Below are 25,973 nucleotides of genomic sequence, written 5' to 3'. Positions count from 1 at the left end.
GGAGAGCGGGCAGCGGACATCCGCACAGACGCACAGACAGACAGCAGGAGACATCCGATGGCCAATCAGATGACCAAGGCGCAGCTCGTGGCCGAGCTGGCCAGCAGGACGGGCAGCGACAAGAAGTCGGCCGGTGCCATGCTCGATGCGCTGACCGGCATCATCACCGAGACGGTCGCCCAGGGCGGCGCCGTCACGCTGCCCGGTGTGGGCAAGATCTATTGCCGCGAGCGACCCGAGCGGATGGTCCGCAACCCCTCGACCGGGGAGCAGATCCGCAAGGAGGCCGACAAGGTCGTGAAGATCACGGTCGCCAAGGCGCTCAAGGACTCGATCAACCGCTGATCCCGCCGCGATCGGGCGGTCAGCCCCGGTTCCCCCGGGGTCAGGCCGCCCCGGCAGACTTCTGCCGACCCGCCGCATGGCGGGGAACATTGTCCTCCTCCGGCTGTTGTCCGGGCAACAGCAACTGGCAGTAGTGCCCGGAGGAAGCATCATGTTCGACTACGACACGACCGGCAGCACCGTCATCAGCTCGGACCGCGTGAACGGGACCGCCGTCTACGGGGCCGACGACAGGCGCATCGGCACCATCGATCACCTGGTGATCGACAAGGAATCCGGCCGGATCACCTATGCGGTGATGTCCTTCGGCGGTTTCCTCGGGATCGGAGAGGATCACCATCCGATCCCCTGGACCAAGCTGCGCTATGACACGCGCCTTGGCGGCTATCGGACCGACATCACCGAGGAGCAGCTGCGCAACGCGCCCGAACGCAAGGACGACTGGTATCGCGACCGCTCCTGGGAAGAGCGCGCCTACAGCCATTACGGCGTGCCGCCCTACTGGATCTGAGATCCGGGGGCGGATCCCTCCAGGGAACGGATCCGGCGTCCGGCAGGCTGTGCGGCAGGGCCGCGCGGCCTGTCCGTCTGTCGGGTCTGGCTGCCGGGTCTGGCTGCCGGGCGGGCTGGCGGCCTGTCCCGCCCCCGGCGCCCCCCGGCCGATCGACCGGGGATCAGCCGATGCGGCCGCGCTGCCCGCCGGTCTGCCCGCGGTCCAGCAGCAGATGATCGGCCAGCACCAGGGCCATCATCGCCTCGCCCACGGGAACCGCGCGGATGCCGACGCAGGGATCGTGACGCCCCTTGGTGACGACCTCGACGGGCTGGCCGTCCAGATCGACCGAGGGCACGGGCGAGAGGATCGAGGATGTCGGCTTGACGGCAAAGCGGACGACGACCGGCTGGCCGGTGCTGATGCCGCCGAGGATCCCGCCGGCATGGTTGGAGCCGAAGCGCAGGCTTCCGTCCGGATCGCGGAAGATCGCATCGGCATTGTCGCGCCCGGTCAGGGCGGCGGCGGCGAAGCCGGCGCCGATCTCGACGCCCTTCACGGCATTGATGCCCATGAAGGCGGCGGCCAGATCGGCGTCGAGCTTGCCATAGACGGGCGCGCCGAGGCCTGGGGGCACGCCTTCGGCGACCACCTCGATCACCGCTCCCACCGAATTGTGATCGTCCCGGCGCAGCCATTCGAGATAGTCGGCCCATTCGGCTGCGGCCACCGGATCGGGGCACCACAGGTCGTTGCGTTCGATCTCCGCGGGGTCGAAGCGGGCGCGGTCGATGCGCCTGTCGCCCATCTGCACCATGTAGCCGGTGATCCGCAGGCCCGGCGCCAGGGCGGCCAGCAGGACGCGCGCCACGCCCCCGGCGGCGACGCGGGCGGCGGTTTCGCGGGCGCTCGATCGCCCCCCGCCGCGGTAATCGCGCAGCCCGTATTTGAGGTGATAGGTCAGATCCGCATGGCCGGGGCGGAAGCGGCGGGCGATCTCGCCATAATCCTTCGACCGCTGGTCGGTATTCTCGATGAGAAGGCTGATGGGGGTGCCGGTCGTGCGCCCCTCGAAGACGCCGGAGAGGATGCGCACGCGATCCGCCTCCTGCCGCTGGGTCGTCAGGCGCGACCGGCCGGGCCGGCGCCGGTCCAGCCAGGGCTGGATATCCTCCTCCGACAGGGGAAGCCCCGGCGGGCACCCGTCCACGACCGCCCCGATGGCCGGCCCATGGCTTTCGCCCCAGGTGGTAACGCGCAGAAGATGGCCGAACTGGTTGAGGCTCATGGGACAGGCTCCGTTGCGCATCTGCCTTAGCCGAGCCGCCGCGCAGGCAAAAGCCCGCATCGGCCGGTGACAGCGCGGCCGCGGCCCTGTTACAGCGCACAGGGCGGAGAGGGATCCATCATGCAGATCGAACCGACAGCCATCGAAGGGGTCTGGATCCTGACGCCCCGCCGGCATGCGGATGCCCGCGGCTGGTTCGAGGAGAGCTGGAACCGCGACCGCATGCGCGAGGCGGGGTTCGATCTCGACTGGGCGCAGGACAATCACTCGATGAGCATCGCCGCCGGCACGGTGCGGGGGCTGCATTATCAGGCCCCGCCCCGCGCGCAGGCCAAGCTCGTGCGCGTGCTCGCGGGGGCGATCCTCGACGTGGCAGTGGATGCGCGCGAGGGATCGCCCAGTTTCGGCGCCCATGTCGCGGTGGAGCTATCGGCCGCCAACGGGCGCCAGCTCCTGATTCCCGAAGGCTTCCTGCACGGCTTCGTCACGCGCGAGCCGATGACGCATGTCGCCTACAAATGCACCGACACCTGGTCGCCGGCCCATGACGGGGCGGTGGCCTGGGACGACCCCGATCTGGCCATCGACTGGGGCGTGGACCCGGCCGCGGCCCATCTGTCGGACAAGGACCGCGCCGCCCCGCGCTGGCGCGACTGGACGACCCCCTTCCGCATGGGAGACCGCCCGTGACCCCCGCCGCCAAGGAGCCGAGGCCGGCCGGGCAGACGGCAGGACCGGCGGGGGGGGCGGGCGAGGGGGCCGGCGACGACGGGCCGGCGGGGGATCATCCTGGCCGGGGGATCGGGGACGCGGCTCTATCCGATCACGCTCGGCGTCTCCAAGCAGCTCCTGCCGGTCTATGACAAGCCGATGATCTATTACCCGCTCAGCGTGCTGATGCTGGCCGGGATCCGCGAGATCGCGGTCATCACCACCCCGCAGGATCAGGACCAGTTCCGCCGCACGCTGGGCGATGGCGGGCAATGGGGCCTGTCGCTGAGCTATCTCGTCCAGCCCGCGCCCGAAGGCCTGGCCCAGGCCTATCTGCTGGCCGAAGCCTTCCTGGGCGGACGCCCCTCGGCGATGGTGCTGGGCGACAACATCTTCTTCGGCCATGGCCTGCCCCAGCTTCTGGCCGAGGCCGACCGGCAGGCCGAAGGGGGCACCGTCTTCGGCTATCATGTCGCCGATCCCGAACGCTATGGCGTGGTTGCCTTCGACAGCACGGGGCGCGTCTCGGCCCTGATCGAAAAGCCCGCCCGGCCGCCGTCGAACTATGCCGTCACGGGGCTCTATTTCCTCGACGGCACGGCGCCCGAACGCGCCCGCGCCGTCCGCCCCTCCGCGCGGGGCGAGCTCGAGATCGTCACGCTTCTCGAAAGCTATCTCGCCGAAGGCCGACTGACCGTGCGCACCATGGGGCGGGGCTATGCCTGGCTCGACACGGGCACCCATGCCTCGCTGCTCGATGCGGGGCTGTTCGTGCGCACCCTCGAGGAGAGGCAGGGCCTGCAGACGGGCAGCCCCGACGAGGTGGCCTGGCGCATGGGCTGGATCGACGACGAGGCCCTGCTGGCGCGCGCCCGGCTCTTCGGCAAGACCGCCTATGGGCGCTATCTCGAACGGCTGGTCAAGGAGGGGCGCTGATTCGCGCCGATCGCCGGGGCGAAGGCGGACCGAATCGGGCAAGGCAACAATTGCCGCCCCCGGCCGCCATTGTGCATGGATGCACAGCGCCCCTTCGGGGGAGATCACGGCGCCGTGACCGTCCGGCCTGCGAGTCGCCGCCCTGCATGATCCGTGCCATGAGTGAAACAGACACCAAAATGACGGGGCGATTGTTTCTGCCAGAGAAGAGCAGACCTGTCCGAAAGGTCAGGTGATCGCCGCCTGCCTTCCTCCGCATGGCCGGTCGCCGGTCTTGCCGGCGCCTGATCCAGACAGGCCCGTCGCTGCGGCAAAATCATGGCACAATTGACCCGAAACTGCGGCAAGGTCTAAGCGATCAAATGACGGGACGACGCGGGCGGGCTGCTGCTCGCGATGCCCCGCCGGACAGCGCGGGGCGACATGTCGCCGCCATGATCCCTGGAGGGGACGAAGGTGCAGATGCTCTCGAATCTGGCGACGGGCGGACATCCCGGTCTTCGCCCGGACCCCGCCGATGTGCTGCGGGCCGCCATCCTGCCCGCGGCCCATGGCCTGTACGACAGGGGTCTGAAGCGGGCTTTCGACCTGATTCTGGCCCTGATCCTGCTGCTGCCGATGCTGGCGGTGCTGCTGCCGCTGATGCTGCTCGTGGCGCTCGACGGGCACAGCCCCATCTATGTCCAGCCGCGGCTGGGCCGGGGCGGGCGCGTCTTTCCGATGTTCAAGCTGCGCAGCATGGTCCCGGATGCGGAGCGTGCTCTGGCCGCCCATCTGGCCGCCGATCCGCAGGCCCGCGCCGAATGGGACCGCCACCAGAAGCTGCGGCACGACCCGCGCGTCACCCGCCTCGGCGCCCTCCTGCGCCGCAGCTCGCTCGACGAGTTGCCGCAGATCTTCAATGTCCTGCTGGGTCACATGTCCTTCGTCGGCCCGCGCCCGATGCTGCCCGAGCAGCGCATGCTGTATCCCGGCAGCGAATATTTCGCGATGCGCCCCGGCATCACCGGGCTCTGGCAGACCTCCGTGCGCAACGAATCGAGCTTTGCCGAACGCGCCGGCTTCGACCGCCGCTATTTCCAGACCCTGTCCTTCGCCACGGATCTGCGCCTGCTGCTGCGCACCGTCCGGGTGGTGCTGCGCGGGACCGGCTGCTGAAGCCGGGCCCCATCCCGGCCTGCCCGCGTCGCCGCTCGCCGGCGGGCCGCCCCCGGAGGACGGCCGCGGCAGAGGACCGTTGCGGCAGCGCATCCCGGCAGGCTGCCCCCCCTGCGCCTTGGCCACGCCATGATCGGCGGTCTAGTCTGGCAACCGGGATCGCCCAGCCGATTCCGCAACGCCCGGCGCCCGGATGCCCAACGCCTTCGCCTTCCTGATGCTCGCGGCATGGCCGCTCGTGACCTGGGGCCTGTTCCGTGCCCTGGGCCCGGCCCGCGGCACGGTCGCGACGATCCTTTCGGGCTATCTGCTGCTGCCGCCCGCGCCGGCGGGGATCGACCTTCCCCTGCTGCCCCCCCTGACCAAGGACACGATCCCGAGCCTCTGCGCCCTGTTCTTTGCCGGGCTGGCGCTGGGCCGCTCCGGACTGCGCCGGCTGCTGCCCGCCCCATCCGGCGGCGCGGGCACTGCTGGGCCTGGGGCTGACGGTCCCCGCCTTGACCGTCGCCACCAACGGGGATCCGGTGATCTGGGGACAGGTGGTGCTGCCCGGCCTGCAGCCGCGCGAGGCGCTGAGCGCAGGCCTGGCGCTGGTCATCGGCCTCGCCCCCTATCTGCTGGGCCGTGCCCTGCTGACCACCGAGAAAGACCAGCGCGACCTGCTGCTGGCGCTGCTTCTGGGGGCGCTCGGCTATTCGCTGCCGATGCTGCTCGAGGTGCGGCTGTCGCCGCAGCTCAACATCTGGATCTACGGCTATTTCCAGCACCTGTTCGAGCAGATGATGCGCGGCAACGGCTTCCGCCCCATCGTCTTCCTCTATCACGGGCTCTGGGCGGCCTTCCTGGCGCTCACGGGGGTGCTGGCAGCCTGCGCCCTGGCCCGCGCCGAATCCGCGCCGCGCCGCCGCCTCGCCCTGCTGGCCGCCGCGGCCTGGATGATGCTCGTGCTGGTGCTGTGCAAGTCTCTGGCGTCGCTGCTCTATGCACTGGTCTTCGCGCCGCTCCTGCTGCTGGCGGGGGGGCGGATGCAGATCCGCCTTGCCGCCCTGCTGGCCTGTCTGGCGCTCGCCTATCCGGCGGCGCGGGGGGCGCATCTGCTGCCGGATCAGGCGGTCGTCTCGGCCATCGCCCGCCTTGCCCCCGAACGCGCGCATTCGCTGGCCTTCCGCTTCGGCAACGAGGACGTGCTGCTGGCCCGGGCCGAGGAACGCCCGCTGTTCGGCTGGGGGCTGTGGGGGCGCCACCATGTCTACGACCCGGACACGGGCCGGCCGCTCACCATCACCGACGGGCGCTGGATCGTCGTCCTGGGCATGTTCGGCTGGGCGGGTTTCCTGTCCGAATTCGGCCTTCTCGCCCTGCCGCTGCTGCTTGCCTGGCGGCGTCTGGGGGCGGGTCCGCCACCGCCCCTCGCCGGCGCCATGGCGCTGATGCTGGCGGTCAATCTCGTGGATCTGATCCCCAATGCCACGCTGACACCGCTGACCATGCTGCTTGCAGGGGCGCTGCTGGGCTGGGCCGAACGCGCCCCCGTCCAGGACGTCGCAGCGCGCCCCTCCGGCGCGCCCCCCCATCCTGCCCCCGCCTTCCGGACTGTCCTGTGACACGCCGCCCCCGCATCCTCCTGATCGCCGAGGCGGCGAATCCCGAATGGACCTCGGTTCCGCTGGTCGGCTGGAACCTCGCCCAGGCCCTGCGCCAGGTGGCGGACATCCATCTTGTCACGCAGGTGCGCAACCGCGAGGCGATCCGCCGCGCCGGCTGGCGCGAAGGGGAGGAGTTCACCGCCATCGACACCGAATCCCTGGCCGGACCGCTCTGGCGCCTGGGCGAGAGGCTGCGCGGCGGACCGGGGCGGGGCTGGACGACCCTGCAGGCCGTCGCGGCCCTGTCCTATCCGCTCTTCGAGCATCGCCTGTGGCAGCGCTTCGGCCCCGCGCTGCGGGCGGGGGCCTGGGACATCGTCCACCGCATCACCCCCTTGTCGCCGACGATCCCGAGCCCCCTCGCCCCCCGCCTGGCCCGGCTCGGCGTCCCCTTCCTGATCGGCCCCCTCAATGGCGGCGTCCCCTGGCCGCGCGCCTTCGATGCCGCGCGTCGGGCCGAACGCGAATGGCTCTCCTATGTCCGCGGCGGCGCCATCCGCCTGATGCCGGGCCGGCGGGCGACCTTCCGCCAGGCCGCGGCCGTCCTGTGCGGCTCGCTCCATACCCGGGCCGAGATGCCCCCCGGCACCCGCACCGTCTGGCTGCCCGAGAATGGCGTCGATCCCGCCCGTTTCGCCCCCAGCGCCGACCGCCCCCCCGGCCCGCTGCGCGCCGTCTTCCTCGGCCGCCTTGTCCCCTACAAGGGGCCCGACATGGCGATCGAGGCCGCCGCCCCCCTGATGCGCGAGGGGCGTCTGGAGTTCGACATCATCGGCGACGGCCCGCTGATGGAGGATCTGCGCGCGCAGGCCGCCGCCCTGGGCATCGCGCCCGCCTTCCACGGCTGGCTGCCTCAGGAGAGGGCCGCGCGCATCGCCGCCCGCGCCGACCTGCTCCTGTTCCCCTCGGTGCGCGAATTCGGCGGCGGCGCCGTGCTCGAGGCCATGGCGCTGGGCCTGTGCCCGCTTGTCGTGGACTATGCCGGGCCTGCGGAACTCGTTGCCCCCGGCACCGGGATCCGGGTGCCCCTGGGTGACCGCGCCGCCATCGTGGCGGCCCTCGGGGGGCATCTGGCCCGCCTGGCCGAAGCGCCAGAGGACGCCCGCCGCCTCGGCTCTGCCGCCCGCGCCCGCGCGCTCGCCCTCTTCACCTGGGAGGCCAAGGCGCAGCAGATCGCGCAGATCTACGACTGGACGCTCGCCGGCGCGCGCGATGCGCCCCCCCAGCCGATCCCCCTCCCGGAGGCCGCCTGATGCGCCTGCTCCGCCTGCTCCGCCCCGTCCCGGTCCTCCTCCTCGGGCTCCTCCTCGTCCTGCCCGCCGCACGGCCCGCGCTGGCACGGGATGTCACGGTCTTCGTCTTCGGCCACAGTCTGATCCATCATGTCAGCGACAGCGAGACGACGGGCATTCCCCACTGGCTCGCCCTGATGGCGCGGGCGGGGGGGCATGGCCTGCGGCTCGACGGCGCCTGGGGGTTCCTGCCCGATCACGCCCGCGCCCTGCCGCCGCAGCCGCAATGGAGCTTTCCCGGCGTGGAGCGGGCCTGGACGGAAGGGGGCGGGTCCTTCCGCATGGCGGGCTTCGATACGGTGATCCTGGCCCTGCCGAACTTCCTTCAGGACGCGCCTCCCGACCGGACCGTCCACGAAGCCCCCGCCCTCGACCTCGCCCGTCGCATCCTCGACTGGTCGGCTGGCCAGATGGATCCGGCGCGCGCGCCCCGCCTGTTTCTCTACGAGGGCTGGCCCCCCTTGCGCGGGCATCAGGGGCTCTTCGACCGCTTTCCCCCCGATGCGCGCGGTTTTGCCGCCTGGAAGGCGCGCAGCGCCGGCCCCTACATGCCTGGCATGAGGATCTCCTGGCCGCGCTGCGCGAGCGGCTGCCCGGCCGCGACATCCGCCTGATCCCCACCGCCTCCGTCCTCGGCACCCTGCTGGCCGAGCCGCCGCTCGCCGACCTCCCCGCCGAGGCCCTCTTCTTCGACGACGACCCCCACGGCCCCGCCACGACCTACCTGCTCGCCGCGATGGTGACCTATGCCGCCCTCTGGGGCGAGGCGCCGCCCGCCATCCCTCTTTCGCCCGACATCCATCCCGTGGTGGCCGGCGATTACGAGGCCCTGGCCGACCGCGTGGCCGGGCTCGTGGGCGCCGCCCCCCGCCGCGCCGCCCTGCCCGCGCCTGCCGATCCCGCCCTGGGGATGGGGCTGAACGGGATCGCCGACTGGTCCACCCAGACCCCCTTCCTCGACCGCATGCGCTCGGCCCCGCCCCTGGCTGCGCATGAGGGCGGGGTCTGGGGCGCCTGGAGCTTCGAGCGGCTGCGCGAGGGGGGGCTATCTCTCGCCCGAGGGCTGGCCGCGCGCCCTGCCACCCGGCACGGACTTTCTCGAGACCTTCGTGATGACGGATCTGCCGGCCGGGGCCACGGCGCTTGCCGGCACCTATGTGCTGCGCTGGGAGGGGACAGCGCGCATCGACGTGGGGGGCCGTGCGCGCGACATCCGCCCGCTGGGCCGCAACGCCCTGCGCTTTGCCTTCGCCCCCGGCGAAGGGGGGGTCAGCATCGCCGTCTCGGGGCTCGATCCGGCCGATCCCCTGCGCGCCATGACGCTTGTGCGCGAGGATCAGGAGGGGCTGTTCGCCGCCGGAGAGATCTTCGACCCCGATTTCCTGGACCGGGTGGGGCGCTTCCGGGCGCTGCGCTTCATGGACTGGATGGCCACCAACGGTTCGGCCCAGCAGCACTGGGCGGACCGCCCGCGGCTGTCGGATTTCACCTGGGCCTGGCGCGGCGTGCCAGTCGAGGTGATGGTGGAGCTGGCCAACCGCGTCGGGGCCGATCCCTGGTTCACCCTGCCCCACGGGGTGGATGACGACTATGTCACGCGCTTTGCGCAGCTGGTGCATGACCGGCTGGATCCGCGCCTCAGGGTCCATGCAGAATGGTCGAACGAGGTCTGGAACTGGATCTTCCCTCAGGCGGCCTGGGCGCGCGACCGTGCCATCGCACGCTGGGGGGAGGGGCCCCGCCCGATGCCTGGATGCAATATGCCGGCCTGCGGGCCGCCGAGGTCGCCGATCTCTGGGCCGAGGTCTTTGCCGATGAGCCCCGGCGCCTTGTCCGCGTGGTGGCCGTCCATACCGGCTGGCCGGGGCTGGAGGAGGCGCTGCTCGATGCCCCGCTGGTGCAGGCCGAGGGGCGCCCGCCCCCCTTGGCCAGTTTCGACGCCTATGCCGTCACCGGCTATTTCGGCCTTGCCGCCGTCGGGGCCGACCGGGCGGCGGCCGCGATGGCGGAGGCGCGCGAGGGTCGCCTGCCCGCCGTGATCGAGACGATGGCGCGGGCCGACATCGCCGATCTGCGCGACCGGCTCTGGCCCTATCACCGCGCGGCGGCGGCCCGGCGCGGGCTGCGCCTGATCGCCTATGAGGGCGGCCCCCATATCGTTCCCGAAGGCCCGGCGGCCGAGGACGGCCCGACACTGGCCGCGCTTGCGGAATTCGCCCATTCCCCGCAGATGGGGGCGCTGATGACCGAACTGCTGGATGCCTGGGCAGCCTCCGGCGGCACGCTGTTCGCGGCCTTCGTGGATACCGCCCCGCCCTCGCGCTGGGGGGCCTGGGGGGCGCTGCGCTGGCCCGGCGACTGGAACCCGCGCTGGCAGGCGCTGCTCGATGCCAATGCCCGCCCCCTCTGGTGGGAGGAGCCGCGGGCCCTGGGAACCTTCGCCGGTCGTCCTGCCGGCGCCCCGCCGAGGGATGCCGGATGACGGGCCTAGACCGCCTCGCCGGCGATGGCGCGCAGCAGCGTCTCTGCCCCGCGCGCGGCATCGCCGTCGCGTTCGACGCGCGCCCGCCCCGCCATCGACAGGCGGATCGCGCGGGCCGGATCGCGGGCCAGGGCGGCGATCGCCCGGCACAGGGCGCGCGGATCGCGCGGCGGCACCAGCACCCCGTCCACCCCGTCGGTCACCAGCTCGCGCACGCCTCCCGCCGCGGTGCCCACCACCGGCACCCCGCAGGCCATCGCCTCCATGAAGGCCACGCCCAGCGGCTCGGCATGAGAGGCCAGCACGAACAGATGCGCCTGCTGCAGCGCGCCGATCACCCGCCTCTCGTCCACGGCCCCGGCCAGCTCCACATGCCCGGACAGACCCCGCTCCCTGATCGCGGCCTCGAGCACGGTGCGATAGCCCGTGCCTCCGGCGTCATCCTCGCCCAGGCAGAGGAGGCGCGCATCGATCCCCTCCGCGATCAGGCCGGCGACGGCATCGAACAGGTCGAGATGCCCCTTGGCCGGGTTGAGCCGCGCGCAGCAGACAAGGGCGAGCGGCCCTTCGCCGGGCCAGGGGGCATAGGGGCCCTCGCGCCGGAAGCGAAGAAGATCCACGCCCATCGGCTGGACGAAGATGCGGGCGGGCAGATCCTTGCGCAGCACGATGCGCACCTCGTTCAGCAGGCGGCGCGTGATGACGGTGGCAAAGCGCGCCCCGCGCCATTTGAAGGCCTGACCCGGCCCGTAGACGGAGAGCGGATTGTGCAGGGTCAGGCTGTAGGACGGCCCGCCGAGCCGCGCAGCCAGTGCGGCGACCAGCGCCGCGCGCCCGCAGGAATGGACATGGACATGACCCACGCCCGCCCGCGCGGCCTCCTGCCGCAGGCGCGCGGCAGCCGGCAGCGCCAGGGCGAGATCGCGCAGGAACCCGCGCTCGGCGCCCGCCAGATCCCTCCAGGGCAGGGCGGGCAGGGCGCGCAGCAGGTCGCGCGGGCTGCGGCTCATCAGATAGGTCGTGCGCGCCGTGGCCTCGGCGGACCAGTCATGCGACACGAGGCCCGGCGGGGGCGGCCGGGTGGACCACAGGACGACCTCCGCCCCCATCGCCTCGAGGGCCCGGATCTCGCGCCAGAAGAAGGCATGGGTCTGGCCGGGGAATTGTGGCACCATGTAGCCGATCCGCGGCCCCTGTCCCATCGCCTGCCTCCCTGCCTGCGGTCCTCTCCGCGATCCGGGCCGAGCCTGCCCCGCCCTGCCGCCGCCGCCAAGGGGGTGCATCCATGACATCGTCCGTGACGCCCTGCCTGTCGGTCATCGTTCCGGCCGCCAACGAGGCGCGGCTGCTGCCCGGCTGCCTGGCCGCTCTGGCCGCCTCCGACCCCATCCCCGGCGGGGCGGAGGTGGTGGTCGTCGCCAATGGCTCGACCGACGGCACCGCCCAGGCGGCCGAGGCGATGCGCGGCCCGCTCGCCGCCGCGGGCTGGGATCTGACGGTGCTCGATCTGCCGCAAGCGGGCAAGACGGCCGCGCTGCAGGCAGGGGACGAGGCCGCAAGGGGGGCGATGCGGGCCTATCTCGATGCCGATGTGACCGTCTCGCCCCGCCTGATGGGGGGAATCGTCCGCGTCCTCGACCGGGCCGAAGCCGCCTATGCCTCGGGCCGCCCGGTGATCGTCGGGCGGGGGCTGGCGGCACGCCTCTATGCGCGGGCCTGGGCACAGGTGCCCTTCTTTGCCCGCATGGCGCAGGGGGCGGTGCCGGGCTGCGGCCTGTTCGCCGTCAATGCCGCGGGGCGGGCCCGCTGGGGGGCCTGGCCGCGGCTCATCGCCGATGATGCCTTTGTGCGCCTCCTCTTTGCCCCGCAGGAACGCCATCTCGTGCCCGAACCCTATGACTGGCCGATCGCCGAAGGGCTGGGCGCCCTGATCCGCGTCCGCCGCCGGCAGGACCGGGGCGTGGCCGAACTGGCCGAGCGCTATCCCCATCTGCCGGCGCGGGAGGACACCCCCCGGCCCGGCCCGGCCGCCCTCCTGCGGCTGATGGCGGCCGATCCGCTGGCCTTCGCGGTCTATGCGGGGGTGGCCCTGGCCGTCAGGATGCGCCCCCATGACGGAGCCTGGAGCCGTTCGCGATGACCGCAGCCCCCCTGCCCGATCCCGCCTCTTTCGCGCCCGGCCGCTCCCTGGGGGCGCGGGTGCTGCGCTCCTCGGTGATCACGATGGGCGGCTTCGCCGCGTCCCAGGGGCTGCGGCTCGTCTCCAACCTGATCCTGACGCGCCTGCTGTTCCCCGAGGCCTTCGGCCTGATGGCGATGGTCTCGGTGGTGCTGATGGCGCTGGCGATGCTGTCGGATGTGGGGCTCGGCCCGGCGATCATGGGGTCGCGCCGGGGGGATGATCCGGCCTTTCTCGACACCGCCTGGACGATCCAGATCCTGCGCGGGCTGCTGCTGTGGCTGGCGGCGCTCGGGCTGGCAGGGCCTCTGGCACGGTTCTGGGGCGAAGCCGATCTCGCCCTCTATCTGCCTGTCGCCGCCCTCTCGCTGCTGATCGCGGGGTTCAATCCCACCCGGCTCGAGACGCAGAACCGCCATCTGCGCGCGGGGCGCGTGACGCTGATCGAGCTGGCCACGCAGGGCATCGGCGCGCTGTCGGCGGTCCTGCTCGCCTGGGCGACAGGTTCGGTCTGGGCGCTCGTGGCCTCCAATCTCATCGCCGCGCTGGCCATGCTCCTGCTGCTCGATCTGGGGCTGCCCGGCCCGCGCAACCGCCTGCGATGGGAGAGGGAGGCCGCCTCGGAGCTGATCCGCTTCGGCCGCTGGATCTTCCTCGCCACGCTCTGCGGCTTTGTCATCGGGCAGGCGGACAAGGTGATCCTCGGGCGGCATCTCGATCTGGCGCAGTTCGGCCGCTATAATATCGCCTGGTTCCTGGCCTCGGTGCCGCTGCTTCTGGGCGGGGCGGTGGCGCGGCGAGTGCTGATCCCCGTCTATCGCGACAGCTCCCCCGCGGCCTCGGCGGCGAACCGCGCCCGCATCCGCCGCCTGCGCGGGGCCGCGCTGCTGGGCCTGATGGGGCTGTCGGGGCTGATCGCGCTGGGAGGCGACCGGCTGGTGGGGCTGCTGTATGATCCGCGCTATCACGCGGCGGGGATCCTCGTCGTCCTGATCGCCGCGATCCAGGGGCCGGCGATCCTGATCCTGACCTGCGATCAGGCGGCGCTGGCCGCAGGCGATTCGCGCCGCTTCTTCGTCTTCACGCTGATCCGCGCGGGGCTGGTGACGCTGGGGCTGCTGGGCGGGCTGCAGGCAGGGGGGCTCATGGGAGCGGTGATCGGGCAGGGTCTGGCCAATCTCGCGGCCTATCCCGCGCTGGCCTGGCTGCTGCGGCCCCATGGCGCCTGGGATCCCGGTCTGGATGCGGCCGCGCTGAGCCTGTCGGGGCTGGCCGGGGCCGCCGCGATCTGGCTGCATGCCGGCCTGTTCGCAGCCCTGTCCGGCTGAGCCGCGGGCGGATTCCGTCAAGATTCCGTTACATCTCCGAACGCTGCCGGCCCTTTTTGCGCAACGGCCTTGGCGAGGCCTTAGAGTCGGCACATTCGCAGGTCATGCCGACGTAGCTGGCCGGGAATCACCGCATCCGAAGCCCGTGAAGGAGGGGGCTGTCCATGTCCGATGCCGACATCGCCATCATCGGCCTCGGCCTGCATCTGCCCGGTCTGGGGGAATCGGGTCTGGGCGATCCGGGCGGGGAAGGGCCGGCGGGCTTCTGGCGGATGCTGGCCGGCGCCATCTGCGCGATCCGGCCGCTTGCACGGGAAGAGCTGCTGGCCGCCGGCGAATCGCCGGCCCTGATCGACCGGCCCGACTATGTCCCCTTCGCGGCGACCCTGGCCGGTGTGCCGCGCTTCGATCCCGCCTTCTGGGGCCTCTCGCCCAAGGATGCGGCGGTGATGGATCCCCAGCACCGCCATCTCCTCGAGACCGCCTGGGAGGCGCTCGAGGATGCCGCCATCGACCCGGCGCGGTTCTCCGGCCGCATCGGGGTCTTCGCCGGCTGCGGACAGGGCAGCTGGTGGTTCCGCCATGTGCTGACGAATCGCGACCTGGTCGATTCGACGGGTGAGTTCCTCCTGCGCCATACCGGCAACGACAAGGATTTCCTCGCCACGCGGCTGAGCCATCTGCTCGATCTGCGCGGCCCGGCGGTGACCGTGCAGACGGCCTGCAGCACCTCGCTCGTGGCCACCCATTATGCCTGCCAGTCGCTGCTGCTCGGAGAATGCGACCTGGCCCTTGCGGGCGGCGTCACCATCGAGCTGCCCCATGCCCGCGGCTATCTCTACCGCGAGGGCGAGATCCTCTCGCCCGACGGGGCCTGCCATGCCTTCGACCATCGGGCGGCGGGCACGGTGTTCGGCTCCGGGGCGGCGGTGGCGGTGCTGCGCCGGCTCGAGGATGCGCTGGCCGATGGCGATCCGGTCTGGGCCGTCATCAAGGGCACGGCTGTCAACAATGACGGCGCGCGCAAGGCGGGCTATCTGGCCCCGTCCGTGGACGGCCAGGCCGATTGCGTGGCCGAGGCGCTGCGCATGGCCGGGGTCCCGGCCGATTCGATCGGCTATGTCGAATGCCACGGCACCGGCACGGCGCTGGGCGATCCGATCGAGGTCGCCGCCCTGACCGAGGCCTTTCGCCGCACCACCTCCCGCAGCGGCTTCTGCCGCATCGGCTCGGTCAAGACGAATATCGGCCATCTCGACACGGCGGCCGGGGCCGTCTCGCTGGCCAAGGCGGCGCTGGCGCTCCATCACCGGGCAATCCCGCCCAGTCTGGGCTACGAGGCGCCGAACCCCGCCATCCCCTTCGAGGAGACGCCCTTCCGGGTCGCCGACCGTCTGATCCCGTGGGAGCGGGACGACCGGGGCGCCCCCCGCCGCGCGGGCGTCAATTCGCTGGGCGTGGGGGGCACCAATGCCCATGCGATCCTCGAGGAGGCCCCTCCACCCCCGCCTTCGGAGGAGCCGGCCTTTCCCTTTGCCCTGCTCACCCTCTCGGCCCGCACGAAGGGGGCCCTCGATGCGGCCTCGCGCCGGCTGGCGGCGCATCTGCGCGCCCATCCCGATCAGCCGCTGGCCGATGTGGCCTACACGCTGCGCGAGGGGCGGCGCGCCTTTGCCCATCGCCGGGTGCTGGTGGCCTCCGGCCATGAGGAGGCCGCCGCCCTGCTCGAATCGGGCGATCCCCGCCGCGTCTTCACCCATGAGGCGCTGCCCGCCGCGCCCGAGATCGCCTTCATGTTTCCCGGCGGCGGCGCGCAATATCCCGGCATGGGGCGCGACCTCTACGAGACCGAGCCCGTCTTCCGCGACTGGATGGATCGGGGCCTGGCGCATCTGGCCACGCTCGGCGCCGATCCGCGCCCCCACTGGCTGCCCGCACCGGGACAGGAGGAGGCGGCCGCCCGGGCGCTGCTCGCCCCTTCCGTCCAGCTTCCCCTGCTGCTGATCCTCGAATACGCGCTCGCGCAGCTGTGGATGAGCTGGGGGGTGAAGCCGGCCGCCCTGATCGGCCATTCGATGGGCGAGAACACGGCGGCGGCCCTGGCCGGGGTCCTGTCCTTCGAGGATGCCATCGGCCTTGTCCATCTGCGCGGGCGCCTGATGGATTCGGTGCCCGAGGGAGGGATGCTCTCGGTGGCGCTGCCGGCGGCGGATCTCGCCGCCCGCCTCGGGGAGGATCTCGACCTCGCCGTGGTCAACGGCCCGCGCCTTGCGGTCGCCTCCGGGCCCCGGGCCGCGATCGAGGCCCTGGCCGCACGGCTGGCGGCAGAGGGTATCGAGCATCAGCCGATCCCGATCCGCATCGCCGCCCATTCGCGTCTTCTCGATCCCGTGCTGGAGGCGTTCCGCGCCCATCTGCGCAGCCTGCGCCTGAATCCCCCCGCCATTCCGGTCGTCTCCAACCGCAGCGGCAGGCTGCTGACCGCTGCAGAGGCGACCGATCCCGACTACTGGGTGGCCCATCTGCGCGGCACGGTCCTCTTTGCAGAGGGTCTTGCCACCCTCGCGGCGCAGAACCCGAACCGCCTCTATCTCGAGGTCGGGCCGGGCCGGGCGCTGGCCTCGCTCGCCGGACAGTCGGGGGTCATCACCCCCAATCAGGTGATCGGCAGCCTGCGCCACCGCGACGAGGCCATCGCCGACGACGCCCATTTCCAGGCCATGCTGGGCCGGATCTGGGCGGCGGGGGGGGATTTCGACTGGGCCCAGATCTGGGGCGGGGCCCGGCGCAACCGCGTGCGTCTGCCCACCTATCCCTTCCAGCGCGCCGACTACTGGATCGAACCGGCCGCCGGACTGCCAGCCCCGGCTGCGCCCCCCGCGCGCACGGACGACATCGCCCGCTGGGGCTGGGCGCCCCGCTGGACCCCCCGCTATGCCCCCTGCGAGGCCGATCCGCTGGGCGATCTGTCGGAGCTGCCGCGCCAAAGCTGGCTGATCCTCGCCGAGGATGGCCCGCTCGGCTCCGGCCTGGCCGCGCGTTTGCGCGGGGCGGGCCATGCCGTGACCGTGGTGCGCGCAGGCGACCGCTTTGCCTGGCTCTCGGACGAGGAAGCTCTCCTGCCCCCCGAGGGCGGGCGCGAAGGCTATGACCGCCTGCTGGCCGATCTGCGGGAGAGGGGGCGCCTGCCCGGCCGCGTCGTCCATCTCTGGCTGGCCGCCGAAGGGACCGGCCACGTCCCGGATCCTCCTTCTTCCACCGCGTGCAGGAACAGGGCTTCTGGTCGCTGCTGTTCCTTGTCCAGGCCTGGGCCGAGGCGACGGATGCCCCGCTTCATCTGCTCTGCGCCACGACCGGCGCGCTCCAGACGCGTGCCGAAACCCTCCCCCATCCCGAGAAGGCCACGCTTCTGGGCCCTCTGCAGGTCCTCCCGCGCGAGATGCCGGGGGCGACGGCGGCGCTGATCGATCTCGATCCCGCGATGCCCGTTCCGGCCCGTCTGCAGGCCCTGCTCGAGGAGGCCCTGTCGCCCCCCGCCTCGACCATCGCCGCGCTGCGCGGGGGGCGGCGGCTCGAACGCGGTTGGGGGCCGGTTCCGCTGCCGGAGCCGTCCGACGGGGCGATGCCCCCCCTCAGGCCGGGCGGGGCGGTGCTGATCACCGGGGGGTTCGGCGGCATCGGCCTGACGCTGGCCCGCCGCCTGGCGGGGACGGCACGGGCGCCGCTGGCGCTGCTCGCCCGCCGTCCCCTGCCCCCGCGTGACCGATGGGATGCGGTGCTCCGCCGCGAGGGCGGCAGCCCGGAGGCCGCCCGCATCCGCGCCCTGCGCGATCTGGAATCGCTCGGGGTGCCGGTCCTGCCGCTGGCGGCCGATGTCGCCAATCTCGAGGAGATGCGCGAGGCCGTCACCCGGGCCGAAGCCGTGCTCGGCCCCCTCTCTGGCGTCATCCACGCCGCGGGTGCCATCGACGATGCGCCGATGCTGTCCAAATCCCCCCTCGCGGTCGAAGAGGTGCTCGCGCCCAAGATCCATGGCCTGCAGGTCCTGGAGGAGCTGTTCCCCGACGGGCGGCTGGACTGGATGCTGCTGTGCTCTTCGACCTCGACCGCGACGGCCCCGGCGGGCCAGGCCGACTATGTGGCCGCCAACGCCTATCTCTCGGCCTGGGCGCGGTCGCGGGCGGGCGGACGGACGCGCGTGCTCGCGCTCGACTGGGGGGTGTGGCATGGCGTCGGGATGGCGGCGCAGGCGCTGGCCGCCCGCCGGGGCGAGACGCCCGAACCCAGCCCGCTCGATCTGCCGCTGCTCGATGCCGCGGGATGGGATGCCGAAGGGCACCGGATCTTCACCGCCGACTGGACGGCGCGCGGCCGCTGGGTGGCGGACGAACACCGCCTGCGGACGGGCGAGGCGGTGATCCCCGGCACCGCCCTTCTCGAGATGCTGGCCGAGGCGCTCTCCGCCCAGGGCGAGGCGCTGCCCGTGGCCATCCGCGACGTGACCTTCCTGCGCCCCGCCCGCATCCCCGATGCCGGGACGACCCGCCTGCGCCTGACGCTCCGGCGCAGGCCGGACGGCTATGACGCCCTGCTCGAGACCGCCCGCCCGCGCGAGGGCTGGGAAGCGAATGCCGAGGCGCATCTGTCGCTGCTGCCGCTGCCGGCGCCGGCGCCGCTCGACCTCGACGGGATCCGCGCGCGGCTGGACGGGCGTGACACGCTGCTCCGCCCGCTTCCCGGCGGCACGCTGGCCTCGCCGCAGGAGGCGCATCTGGCCTTCGGTCCCCGCTGGCGCGTCCTGCAGGAGGCCGCCCTGGGCGAGGGCGAGGGGCTGGCCCGTCTGACGCTGCCCCCCCAGGGGGCCGAGGGGATGACGCTCCATCCCGGCCTTCTGGACCTGGCCACCGGCTGGGCGATGGCGCTCATCCCCGGTTATGAGGGGGCGGATCTCTGGGTGCCGCTCTCCTACGGAGAGCTGCGCCTGCATGCCCCCCTGCCCGCCACCCTCTGGAGCCATGTCCGCCTGGCCGCCGCGCAGGACGGGGCGGCGCGCTTCGACATCCTGCTGGCCGACGGAACCGGGCGCGTCTGCCTCGAGATGCGGGGTCTGACGATGCGCCGCCTGCCAGAGGGTCTGGCCTTCGGACCGCCGGTGCCGGCCGAAGGGCCGATGCGCCCCCTCTCCCCGGCCGAGGAGCGTCTGGCCCGTGCCATCGCCCAGGGCATCCGCCCCGAGGAAGGGGGCGAGGCCTTCCTGCGCGCGCTGGCCGGCCAGGCGGCAGAGATCGCCCTCTCTCCCCTGCCGCTGCCGGCCCTGATCGAGGAGGCCGGCGCCGCCCCGGCCGAGACGCGTCCGCAGGGCTTCGACGCCCCGCCGCGGCGGGCGAGATGTCCCCCCCGGAGGGCGAGACGGAAACGCGTCTGGCCGCGCTCTGGACGGACCTTCTGGGCGTCGCCCGCATCGGCGCCGAGGACAGCTTCTTCGACCTCGGCGGTCATTCCCTGATCGCGGTGCGCCTCTTTGCCGCCGTCAAGCGCGGCTGGGGGGTGGAATTCCCCATCTCCGTCCTCTTCGAGGCCCCGACGCTGCGCGCCCTGGCCCGCCTGATCGATTCGCGCGCGGCCGCCCCTGTTCCGTCTGCCGTCCCGGCAGCCGGTCAGCCTGCCACGGCGGCGCGCCCTGCGCAGCGTTTCACCCATCTGGTGCCGATGCATCCGGGCGAAGGCGGGCCGCAGCCGCCCTTCTTCCTCGTCGCGGGGATGTTCGGCAATGTGCTGAACCTGCGCCATCTGGCCCATCTGCTCGGGCCGGAGAGGCCCTTCTGGGGTCTTCAGGCGCGCGGCCTCACGGGAGAGGCGCCGCCCCATGTCTCGCTGGTCGAGGCCGCCTCGGACATGATCGCCGAGATGCGCCAGGTCCATCGCGGGGGGCCCTGGCTCGTCGGGGGGTTCTCGGGCGGCGGCATCACCGCGGTGGAGATCGCCCATCAGCTCCGCGACGCGGGCGAGACCGTCGCCGCCGTGATCCTGCTCGACACGCCGCTGCCGCGCCGCCGGCCGCTGACGCTGCGCGACCGGGCGATGATCCAGTGGCTGGAGCTGAAGGAACAGGGGCCGGTCTATCCGCTCCGCTGGGCGGTCCGGCGCGCCCGCTGGGAGATGGCCCGGCTGCGCGGCCACCGGATCGAGACGCCGGCCGAACCGGCCTTCCACGACGCCGCCATCGAGGCCGCCTTCCGCGCGGCCATCGCCACCTATCCGATGCGGGTCTGGGAGGGGCCGCTGACGCTGTTCCGCCCGCCGCTGCGCGGCCGGTGGGAGGTGGCGCCCGGCCGCTGGATCTCGTCCGAGCGCAGCTATCTGCTGCCCGACAACGACTGGACGCCCTGGGCGCCGCGCCTGCAGGTCATCGAAGTGCCGGGCGATCACGATTCGATGGTGCTCGAACCCCATGTGCGGGTGCTGGCCGCGCGCCTGCGGCGGGTTCTCGCGGCGGCCTCGCGGACCGGCGATCCTGCCGCCGCCTGGCAGGAGGCGGCAGAATGACGGTCCTGACGATCATCCTCAACTGGCGCACGCCGGAGATGACGCTGCGGGCCGCCGCCGCCGCGCTGACCGCGATGGACGGTCTCGACGGCGCCCTGACGATCGTGGACAACGATTCGGGCGATGGCTCGGAAGAGCGCCTGCGCCGCGCCACCGCCGGCTGGCCGCGCACGCAGGTCCTGCAGACCGGACGCAATGGCGGCTTCGGGGCCGGCAACAATCATGCCATCCGCGCCGGCCTGCCCGATGGCCGCCGGCCGGACTTCGTCCATGTCCTGAACTCCGATGCCTTTCCCGAAGCGGGGGCGATCCGCGCCCTGGCCGATCATCTCCGCCACCATCCCCGTGCCGGACTGGCGGGCAGCCTGATCCGGGGCGAAGACGGGGCGACGCATCTGACAACCTTCCGCTTTCCTTCGGTCGCCTCCGAATTCGAGGGGGCGGCCCGCCTCGGCCCCGTCAGCCGCCTGCTGGCCCATCGCGCCGTGCCCCTGCCGACGCCGGATCGGGCCTGCCGGGTGGACTGGGTCGCCGGCGCCTCGCTGATGATGCGCTCCGACATGCTCGATGCGGTCGGCCTGTTCGACGAGGGTTTCTTCCTCTATTTCGAGGAAACCGATCTCTGCCTGCGCGCCGCCCGGGCCGGGTGGGAGACGCATTTCGTCCCCGACAGCCGCGTGACGCATGTCGGATCGGCCTCGACAGGCATGAAGACCTGGACCCGCGTGCCCGACTACTGGTTCGATTCGCGCCTGCGCTATTTCGTCAAGAATCACGGGCGGGCGACGGCGGCGGCGGCCACCGCCGCGCATGTCGCGGGGGGGATCCTGCACCGGACGCGCCGGGCGCTGACGGGGCGGCGCGCGGTGGATCCGCCCGGCTTCCTGCGCCGTCTGATCATCCATGATGCCGCCGCACTCCTGCATTCCCGCCCGGAGTGGCGGCAGCCCGCCCCCCGGACCGCCGCATGAAAGAGACCGCGATGACCCCTCTCTCTGCCGTCCTGATCGGTCATGACACGCTGGCGCTGGCCTGTGCCCGGCTCTGGCAGGAGGCCGGGCACCGCCTGACCGCGGTGGTGACGCGCCATGCCGGCCTGGCCGATTGGGCGCGGGGCGAAGGGATCCCCCTTCTCTCGCCCGGCCCAGACCTGGCCGGACGTCTGGCCGGGCAGCCCTTCGACTGGCTGCTGTCCGTGGCCAACACGGACCTGCTGCCCGCGCCGCTGCTGGCCCTGCCGGCGCGGGGGGCGGTCAATTTCCACGATGCTCCCCTGCCGGAACGGGCGGGCCTCAACGCCCCGGTCTGGGCGCTGCTGGAGGGGGCGGCCAGCCATGGCATCGCCTGGCATCTGATCGAACCCGCCGTGGACACCGGCCCGATCCTGGCCGAGCGCCGCTTTGCCATCGCCCCGGACGAAACCGCGCTCTCGCTCAACGGGCGCTGCTTTGCCGCCGCGCTGGAAAGCTTTCCGGAGGTGATCGCGCAACTGGCCGGCACGCTCCGCCCCCTGCCGCAGGATCCGGCCCGCCGCCTGAGGCTCCATCGGGGCAGGGACCGCCCCGCCGGCGCCGCCGTCCTCGACCTCGCCCAGCCCGCCGCGCGTCTGGCCGCCCTCGTGCGCGCGCTCGATCACGGGCCCTATCCGAATCCGCTTGCCCTGCCCAAGCTCGATTGCGGCGGGGGCTGCCTCGCCCGCGTGCTGGAGGCCGAACCCCTGCCCGGAGGCGGGGGCGCAGAGCCCGGCCTCGTGCTGGCGGCCGGGGACGGCCGGCTGACGCTTGCCACGGCGGACGGGGTGCTGCGCCTGCGCCTCGCTCCCCTGAGCGGGCCACTGCCGCCCCTGGCCGCGGGGGACCGCCTGCCGCGCCCCGATCCCGCGCTGGTCGCCGCCCGTGACGCGGCCCTTCAGGCCACCGTCCCGGCCGAGGCGCGGTGGCGGGCGCATCTGGCGGATCTGCGCCCCGCCACGCTCCCCCCCCTGGGCGGCCGCCCCGGCCCCGATCCGCTCGCCCGAGTCCTCCCCGGCGAATCCGACCTCGCCCTTGCCGCCCTCGCGCTGCGACTGGCCGGCGGCCCCTGCGATCTCGCGCTCGCCGTGCCGGCGGCCGATGTGCAGGCACCGTGGCTGCCGCTGCGCGCCGCAGGCGAGACCGTCTCGGATCTGCGCGCCGCCCTCGCCCGCGGGCGGGAGGAGGCGGCGCAGGGGCCGATGGCGCTCGATCTGCCCCATCGCCTCGGCCGGCCGGCGCCGGCGCTGCCCGCCCTCGCGCTCGGCCCCGTTCCCGGCGCTGCGCTCTGGCTCGACGGAGAGACGCTCTGCGGCGACCCCGCCCGGCTCTCGCCCGAGGCCTTCGCGATCCTCGCCGACCGGCTGGCCCATCTCGCGGCCCAGCTGGCCGCGCTGCCGCCCGAGACGCCCCTGGCCTCGCTCGATCCCATCCCCCCCGCCGAGCACGACCGCATCGCCCGCAGCAACGCGACAGACGGGCCCTTCGACCTGCGCCCCCTGCCCCTGCTGGTGGCCGAACAGGCCGCGCGCAGCCCTGACGCCCCGGCGCTGAGCGTCCGAGACCGCACGCTCACCTATCGCGAGGCCGCAGACCGCGCCGCCCGCCTTGCCCGGGCGCTGCGGGCGATGGGGGCGGGGGCGGGCAGCCGCGTGGGGATCCATCTGCCCCGTTCGGCCGATCTGGTGCTTGCGGCTCTGGCGGTGCAGATGGCGGGGGCGGCCTATGTGCCGCTCGACCCGGCCTATCCGGCCGACCGCATCGCCCTCTATCTGGAGGATTCGGACGCGGCGATCATCGTCACCGACAGCGCCCATGCCAAAGGCCTGCCGCCCCATCGGGCGCGGATCCTTGTCGTGGACCGCGATCTTCCCGACGGGCCGGACGGCCCGGCCCCCGCGCCGGACGATCCGGCCTATCTGATCTACACCTCGGGCAGCACCGGACGCCCCAAGGGGGTGATCATCACCCATCGCAACCTGTCGAACTTCCTGACCGCGATGGATGCGCGGATCGGCCCCAGGCCGGGAGAGGCGCAGCCGGGCACCTGGCTGGCCGTCACCTCGCTGTCCTTCGACATCTCGATCCTCGAACTCTTCTGGACCCTCTCGCGCGGGTTCCATGTCGTGGTGCAGGGCGATGAGGAACGGACCCAGGTCGCGGGGGACGGCCCCGCGCCACGGGGGCGGATGGATCTGTCGCTCTACTACTGGGGCAATGACGACGGCACGGGGCGCGACAAGTATCGCCTCCTGCTCGAGGGGGCGCGCTTTGCCGATGCGCATGGCTTCCGCGCCGTCTGGACGCCCGAGCGGCATTTCCATGCCTTCGGTGGCCCCTATCCCAACCCCTCCGTCACCGGGGCGGCGGTGGCGGCGGTGACGCGCCATCTCGATGTGCGGGCGGGGTCCTGCGTGGCGCCACTGCATCATCCGATCCGCATCGCCGAGGAATGGGCGGTGGTGGACAATCTCACCAACGGGCGGGCGGGGCTGGCCCTCGCCTCGGGCTGGATGCCGGAGGACTTCGTGCTCCGCCCCGAGGCCGCGCCGCCGGCCAACCGGCAGGCCCTGATCGACTGCGTTGCCACGCTGCGCCGTCTCTGGGCCGGCGAGGCGGTGGAGTTCCCGGGCCCCCTCGGGCCCCCAGCGCATCCTCACCCAGCCCCGCCCCGTCTCGCGCGAGCTGCCCCTCTGGATCACGACCGCCGGCAATCCGGAGACCTGGCGCGAGGCCGGACGCCTCGGGGCGCATGTGCTGACGCATCTGCTGGGTCAGAGCATCGAGGAGGTCGGGCAGAAGATCGCCCTCTATCACGCGGCGCTGCGCGAGGCCGGCCATGACCCCGCGCGCTTCACCGTGACGCTGATGCTCCATACCTTCCTGGCGGACAGCCGCGAGGCCGCGCGCGAAACCGCGCGGGGACCGATGAAGGCCTATCTGCGCTCGGCCGCCGGACTGATCCGGAACTATGCCTGGGCCTTCCCCGCCTTCAAGCGCCCCCAGGGCGTGGCGCGGCCAGCCGATCTCGATCTGCGCACGCTGTCAGAGGAGGAGATGGAGGCGATCCTCGACTTCGCCTTCGAGCGCTATTTCGAGGATTCGGGCCTGTTCGGCACGGTCGCGGATGCCATCGCCCGCATCGAGGAGCTGCGTGCCATCGGGGTCACCGAAATCGCCTGCCTGATCGACTACGGCATCCCCGTGGACAGGGTGCTGGAGGGGCTGAAGCCGCTTGCGCAGGTGGCGGCCGCCTTCCGCGGCCCGGCCGAGGACGATTTCTCCATCGCCGCCCAGATCGCCCGCCATGGCGTCACCCATCTGCAATGCACGCCCTCGATGGCGCGGATGCTGCTGGCCCATGACGACAGCCGTGCCGCCCTCGGCCGCCTGCGCCATCTGCTCGTGGGGGGGGAGGCGCTTCCCGCCTCCCTCGCGCGGGAGCTGCGCGCCCTCGTGCCGCGCGTGACCGCCATGTATGGCCCTACCGAGACGACGATCTGGTCCTCGACCACGGAGGTCACCGGCGAGGAGAGCGGCATCGTCGGCCTCGGCACGCCGGTCCTCAACACCCGCTTCCACATCCTCGACGAGGCGATGGCCGAGCGCCCCTTCGGCGAGGAGGGAGAGCTGTGGATCGGCGGGGCGGGGGTCGCGGCGGGCTACTGGCAGCGTCCCGATCTGACGGCGGAACGCTTCGTGGAGACGCCCCATGGCCGCCTCTACCGCACCGGGGATCTGGTGCGGCGCGAGCTGGAGGGCCTCGCCTTCCTCGGACGGGCCGATGGCCAGGTGAAGCTGCGCGGCTTCCGCATCGAGACCGGCGAGATCGAGGCCGCGATCGAGGCCCTTCCCGGCATCGCCCAGGCCGCCGTGGCGCTGCGCGAGGATGTTCCCGGCCATCCCCGGCTCGTGGCCTGGTGGACGGGATCGGGCGACCATGGCGAGGCCGATCTGCGCCGCGCGCTGGCCGCCAGGCTGCCGGCGCATATGGTGCCCGCCCGCTTCGTCCGTCTGGAGGCGATGCCGCTGACCCCCAACCGCAAGCTCGACCGCAAGGCGCTGCCGGCCCCGCCGCTGCGGCAGGATGAGACCCCCCGGAGCACTCCGGCCGCGGCGGCATCCGCCGGTGCGGCAGCACCCGCCCCTGCCTCTTCTGCCGCCTCCGCGATGCCGGACCGTTCCGTCCCCCCCTCTGCGGCCCCTTCTGCGGCCCCCTCTGCGGCCCCGCCCGGCCCCAGCCTGCCGCGGCTGGCCGCCCTCTGGCAGCAGCTCCTCGGGGTCGAACCCCAGGGACCGGATGCCCATTTCTTCGATCTGGGGGGGCATTCGCTGCTGGCCGTGCAGGCCCATCGCGAGATCCGCAGCCTTTTCGGGGTTCCGGGTCTTGGCGTGACCGACATCTTCCGCTTCCCCCGTCTGGGCGATCTGGCCGCGCGCATCGACGCCCTGACGGGCGCCGCGCCCATCCCGGCGGCGCCTGCGGCCGCCCCGCGGACCGGGGGGCCGGAGGGCACCGGGGACACCACCGGGGAGGCGGCCGACGACCTCGCCGCGCG

General features: G+C 72.9%; 20 protein-coding genes and 1 pseudogene. 19 read left to right on the top strand and 2 right to left on the bottom strand.

Annotation, left to right across the window (positions count from 1 at the left end):
• Positions 1-57 precede the first annotated feature (57 nt).
• Positions 58-345 (top strand): HU family DNA-binding protein, encoded by a 288-nt coding sequence (locus tag RUTHE_RS15110; RefSeq protein WP_021099370.1) that lies wholly within the window; start codon positions 58-60, stop codon positions 343-345.
• Positions 346-496: 151 nt separating this feature from the next.
• Positions 497-856, top strand: coding sequence for a PRC-barrel domain-containing protein (locus RUTHE_RS15105; RefSeq protein ID WP_021099369.1), 360 nt, complete (start codon positions 497-499; stop codon positions 854-856).
• A gap of 163 nt (positions 857-1,019) precedes the next feature.
• On the opposite strand, the gene aroC is transcribed toward RUTHE_RS15105, so the two are convergent.
• Positions 1,020-2,126: a chorismate synthase gene (gene aroC, locus RUTHE_RS15100; RefSeq protein ID WP_021099368.1), complete on the bottom strand. Its 1,107-nt coding sequence runs from the start codon at positions 2,124-2,126 to the stop codon at positions 1,020-1,022.
• A gap of 120 nt (positions 2,127-2,246) precedes the next feature.
• On the opposite strand from aroC, the gene rfbC reads away from it, so the two are divergent.
• From rfbC to RUTHE_RS15730, 8 genes are all read left to right on the top strand, one after another.
• Positions 2,247-2,816 carry a dTDP-4-dehydrorhamnose 3,5-epimerase gene (gene rfbC / locus RUTHE_RS15095; RefSeq protein ID WP_021099367.1) on the top strand — a complete coding sequence of 190 codons (570 nt, stop codon included), beginning with the start codon at positions 2,247-2,249 and terminating at the stop codon, positions 2,814-2,816.
• Between the two features lie 93 nt (positions 2,817-2,909).
• Positions 2,910-3,773, top strand: a complete 864-nt coding sequence (gene rfbA, locus RUTHE_RS15090) for a glucose-1-phosphate thymidylyltransferase RfbA (RefSeq protein WP_040646091.1) — start codon at positions 2,910-2,912, stop codon at positions 3,771-3,773.
• A gap of 462 nt (positions 3,774-4,235) precedes the next feature.
• The gene (locus RUTHE_RS15085; RefSeq protein WP_040646095.1) at positions 4,236-4,931 is read left to right on the top strand and encodes a sugar transferase; all 696 of its coding nucleotides are present in this window, start codon (positions 4,236-4,238) and stop codon (positions 4,929-4,931) included.
• 497 nt (positions 4,932-5,428) lie between these two features.
• Positions 5,429-6,535 carry a hypothetical protein gene (locus RUTHE_RS15080; protein ID WP_211217775.1) on the top strand — a complete coding sequence of 369 codons (1,107 nt, stop codon included), beginning with the start codon at positions 5,429-5,431 and terminating at the stop codon, positions 6,533-6,535.
• On the top strand, positions 6,532-7,830 hold the full coding sequence (locus RUTHE_RS15075; RefSeq protein WP_021099363.1) for a glycosyltransferase family 4 protein: 1,299 nt from the start codon (positions 6,532-6,534) through the stop codon (positions 7,828-7,830). Before RUTHE_RS15080 ends, RUTHE_RS15075 begins: the two co-directional genes overlap by 4 nt.
• A complete protein-coding gene (locus RUTHE_RS15070; RefSeq protein WP_021099362.1) occupies positions 7,830-8,483 on the top strand; it encodes a hypothetical protein in 654 nt (217 codons plus the stop codon). Before RUTHE_RS15075 ends, RUTHE_RS15070 begins: the two co-directional genes overlap by 1 nt.
• Before the next feature lie 378 nt (positions 8,484-8,861).
• Entirely contained in the window at positions 8,862-9,908 is a 1,047-nt protein-coding gene (locus tag RUTHE_RS16575; protein ID WP_144079691.1) for a hypothetical protein, read from the top strand.
• Complete coding sequence (locus tag RUTHE_RS15730) at positions 9,794-10,351, top strand: hypothetical protein (protein WP_144079690.1); 558 nt, start codon at positions 9,794-9,796, stop codon at positions 10,349-10,351. Before RUTHE_RS16575 ends, RUTHE_RS15730 begins: the two co-directional genes overlap by 115 nt.
• A gap of 5 nt (positions 10,352-10,356) precedes the next feature.
• On the opposite strand, the gene epsE is transcribed toward RUTHE_RS15730, so the two are convergent.
• Entirely contained in the window at positions 10,357-11,553 is a 1,197-nt protein-coding gene (epsE, locus tag RUTHE_RS15060) for an exopolysaccharide biosynthesis GT4 family glycosyltransferase EpsE (RefSeq protein WP_021099359.1), read from the bottom strand.
• An 83-nt stretch (positions 11,554-11,636) separates the two neighbouring features.
• Here epsE and RUTHE_RS15055 point away from each other — a divergent pair, with 83 nt between their 5' ends.
• The 9 genes and pseudogenes from RUTHE_RS15055 to RUTHE_RS18765 form a co-directional block, all read left to right on the top strand.
• Positions 11,637-12,491 (top strand): glycosyltransferase family 2 protein, encoded by an 855-nt coding sequence (locus RUTHE_RS15055; RefSeq protein WP_021099358.1) that lies wholly within the window; start codon positions 11,637-11,639, stop codon positions 12,489-12,491.
• Complete coding sequence (locus RUTHE_RS15050) at positions 12,488-13,858, top strand: oligosaccharide flippase family protein (RefSeq protein WP_021099357.1); 1,371 nt, start codon at positions 12,488-12,490, stop codon at positions 13,856-13,858. The genes RUTHE_RS15055 and RUTHE_RS15050 overlap by 4 nt, the downstream gene beginning before the upstream one ends.
• Before the next feature lie 164 nt (positions 13,859-14,022).
• Positions 14,023-17,322 (top strand): type I polyketide synthase, encoded by a 3,300-nt coding sequence (locus RUTHE_RS18490; RefSeq protein ID WP_021099356.1) that lies wholly within the window; start codon positions 14,023-14,025, stop codon positions 17,320-17,322.
• Positions 17,298-19,364 carry an SDR family oxidoreductase gene (locus RUTHE_RS18485; protein WP_021099355.1) on the top strand — a complete coding sequence of 689 codons (2,067 nt, stop codon included), beginning with the start codon at positions 17,298-17,300 and terminating at the stop codon, positions 19,362-19,364. The genes RUTHE_RS18490 and RUTHE_RS18485 overlap by 25 nt, the downstream gene beginning before the upstream one ends.
• The gene (locus RUTHE_RS18480) at positions 19,247-20,404 is read left to right on the top strand and encodes a phosphopantetheine-binding protein (RefSeq protein ID WP_342662257.1); all 1,158 of its coding nucleotides are present in this window, start codon (positions 19,247-19,249) and stop codon (positions 20,402-20,404) included. The genes RUTHE_RS18485 and RUTHE_RS18480 overlap by 118 nt, the downstream gene beginning before the upstream one ends.
• Positions 20,401-21,375: a glycosyltransferase family 2 protein gene (locus RUTHE_RS15040; protein ID WP_021099353.1), complete on the top strand. Its 975-nt coding sequence runs from the start codon at positions 20,401-20,403 to the stop codon at positions 21,373-21,375. Before RUTHE_RS18480 ends, RUTHE_RS15040 begins: the two co-directional genes overlap by 4 nt.
• Complete coding sequence (locus tag RUTHE_RS17905) at positions 21,372-24,257, top strand: LLM class flavin-dependent oxidoreductase (protein ID WP_021099352.1); 2,886 nt, start codon at positions 21,372-21,374, stop codon at positions 24,255-24,257. The genes RUTHE_RS15040 and RUTHE_RS17905 overlap by 4 nt, the downstream gene beginning before the upstream one ends.
• Positions 24,166-25,023: pseudogene (locus RUTHE_RS18770) on the top strand (LLM class flavin-dependent oxidoreductase); the annotation flags it as partial. The gene RUTHE_RS17905 and the pseudogene RUTHE_RS18770, both read left to right, overlap by 92 nt.
• On the top strand, positions 25,012-25,973 hold a 962-nt coding region (locus RUTHE_RS18765; protein ID WP_425413954.1), incomplete at its 3' end, for a phosphopantetheine-binding protein. The pseudogene RUTHE_RS18770 and the gene RUTHE_RS18765, both read left to right, overlap by 12 nt.

Origin of the sequence: Rubellimicrobium thermophilum DSM 16684 (genome assembly GCF_000442315.1) — a bacterium.
Classification (GTDB): Bacteria; Pseudomonadota; Alphaproteobacteria; order Rhodobacterales; family Rhodobacteraceae; genus Rubellimicrobium; species Rubellimicrobium thermophilum.
This window is presented reverse-complemented; position numbering and strand designations above follow the sequence as displayed.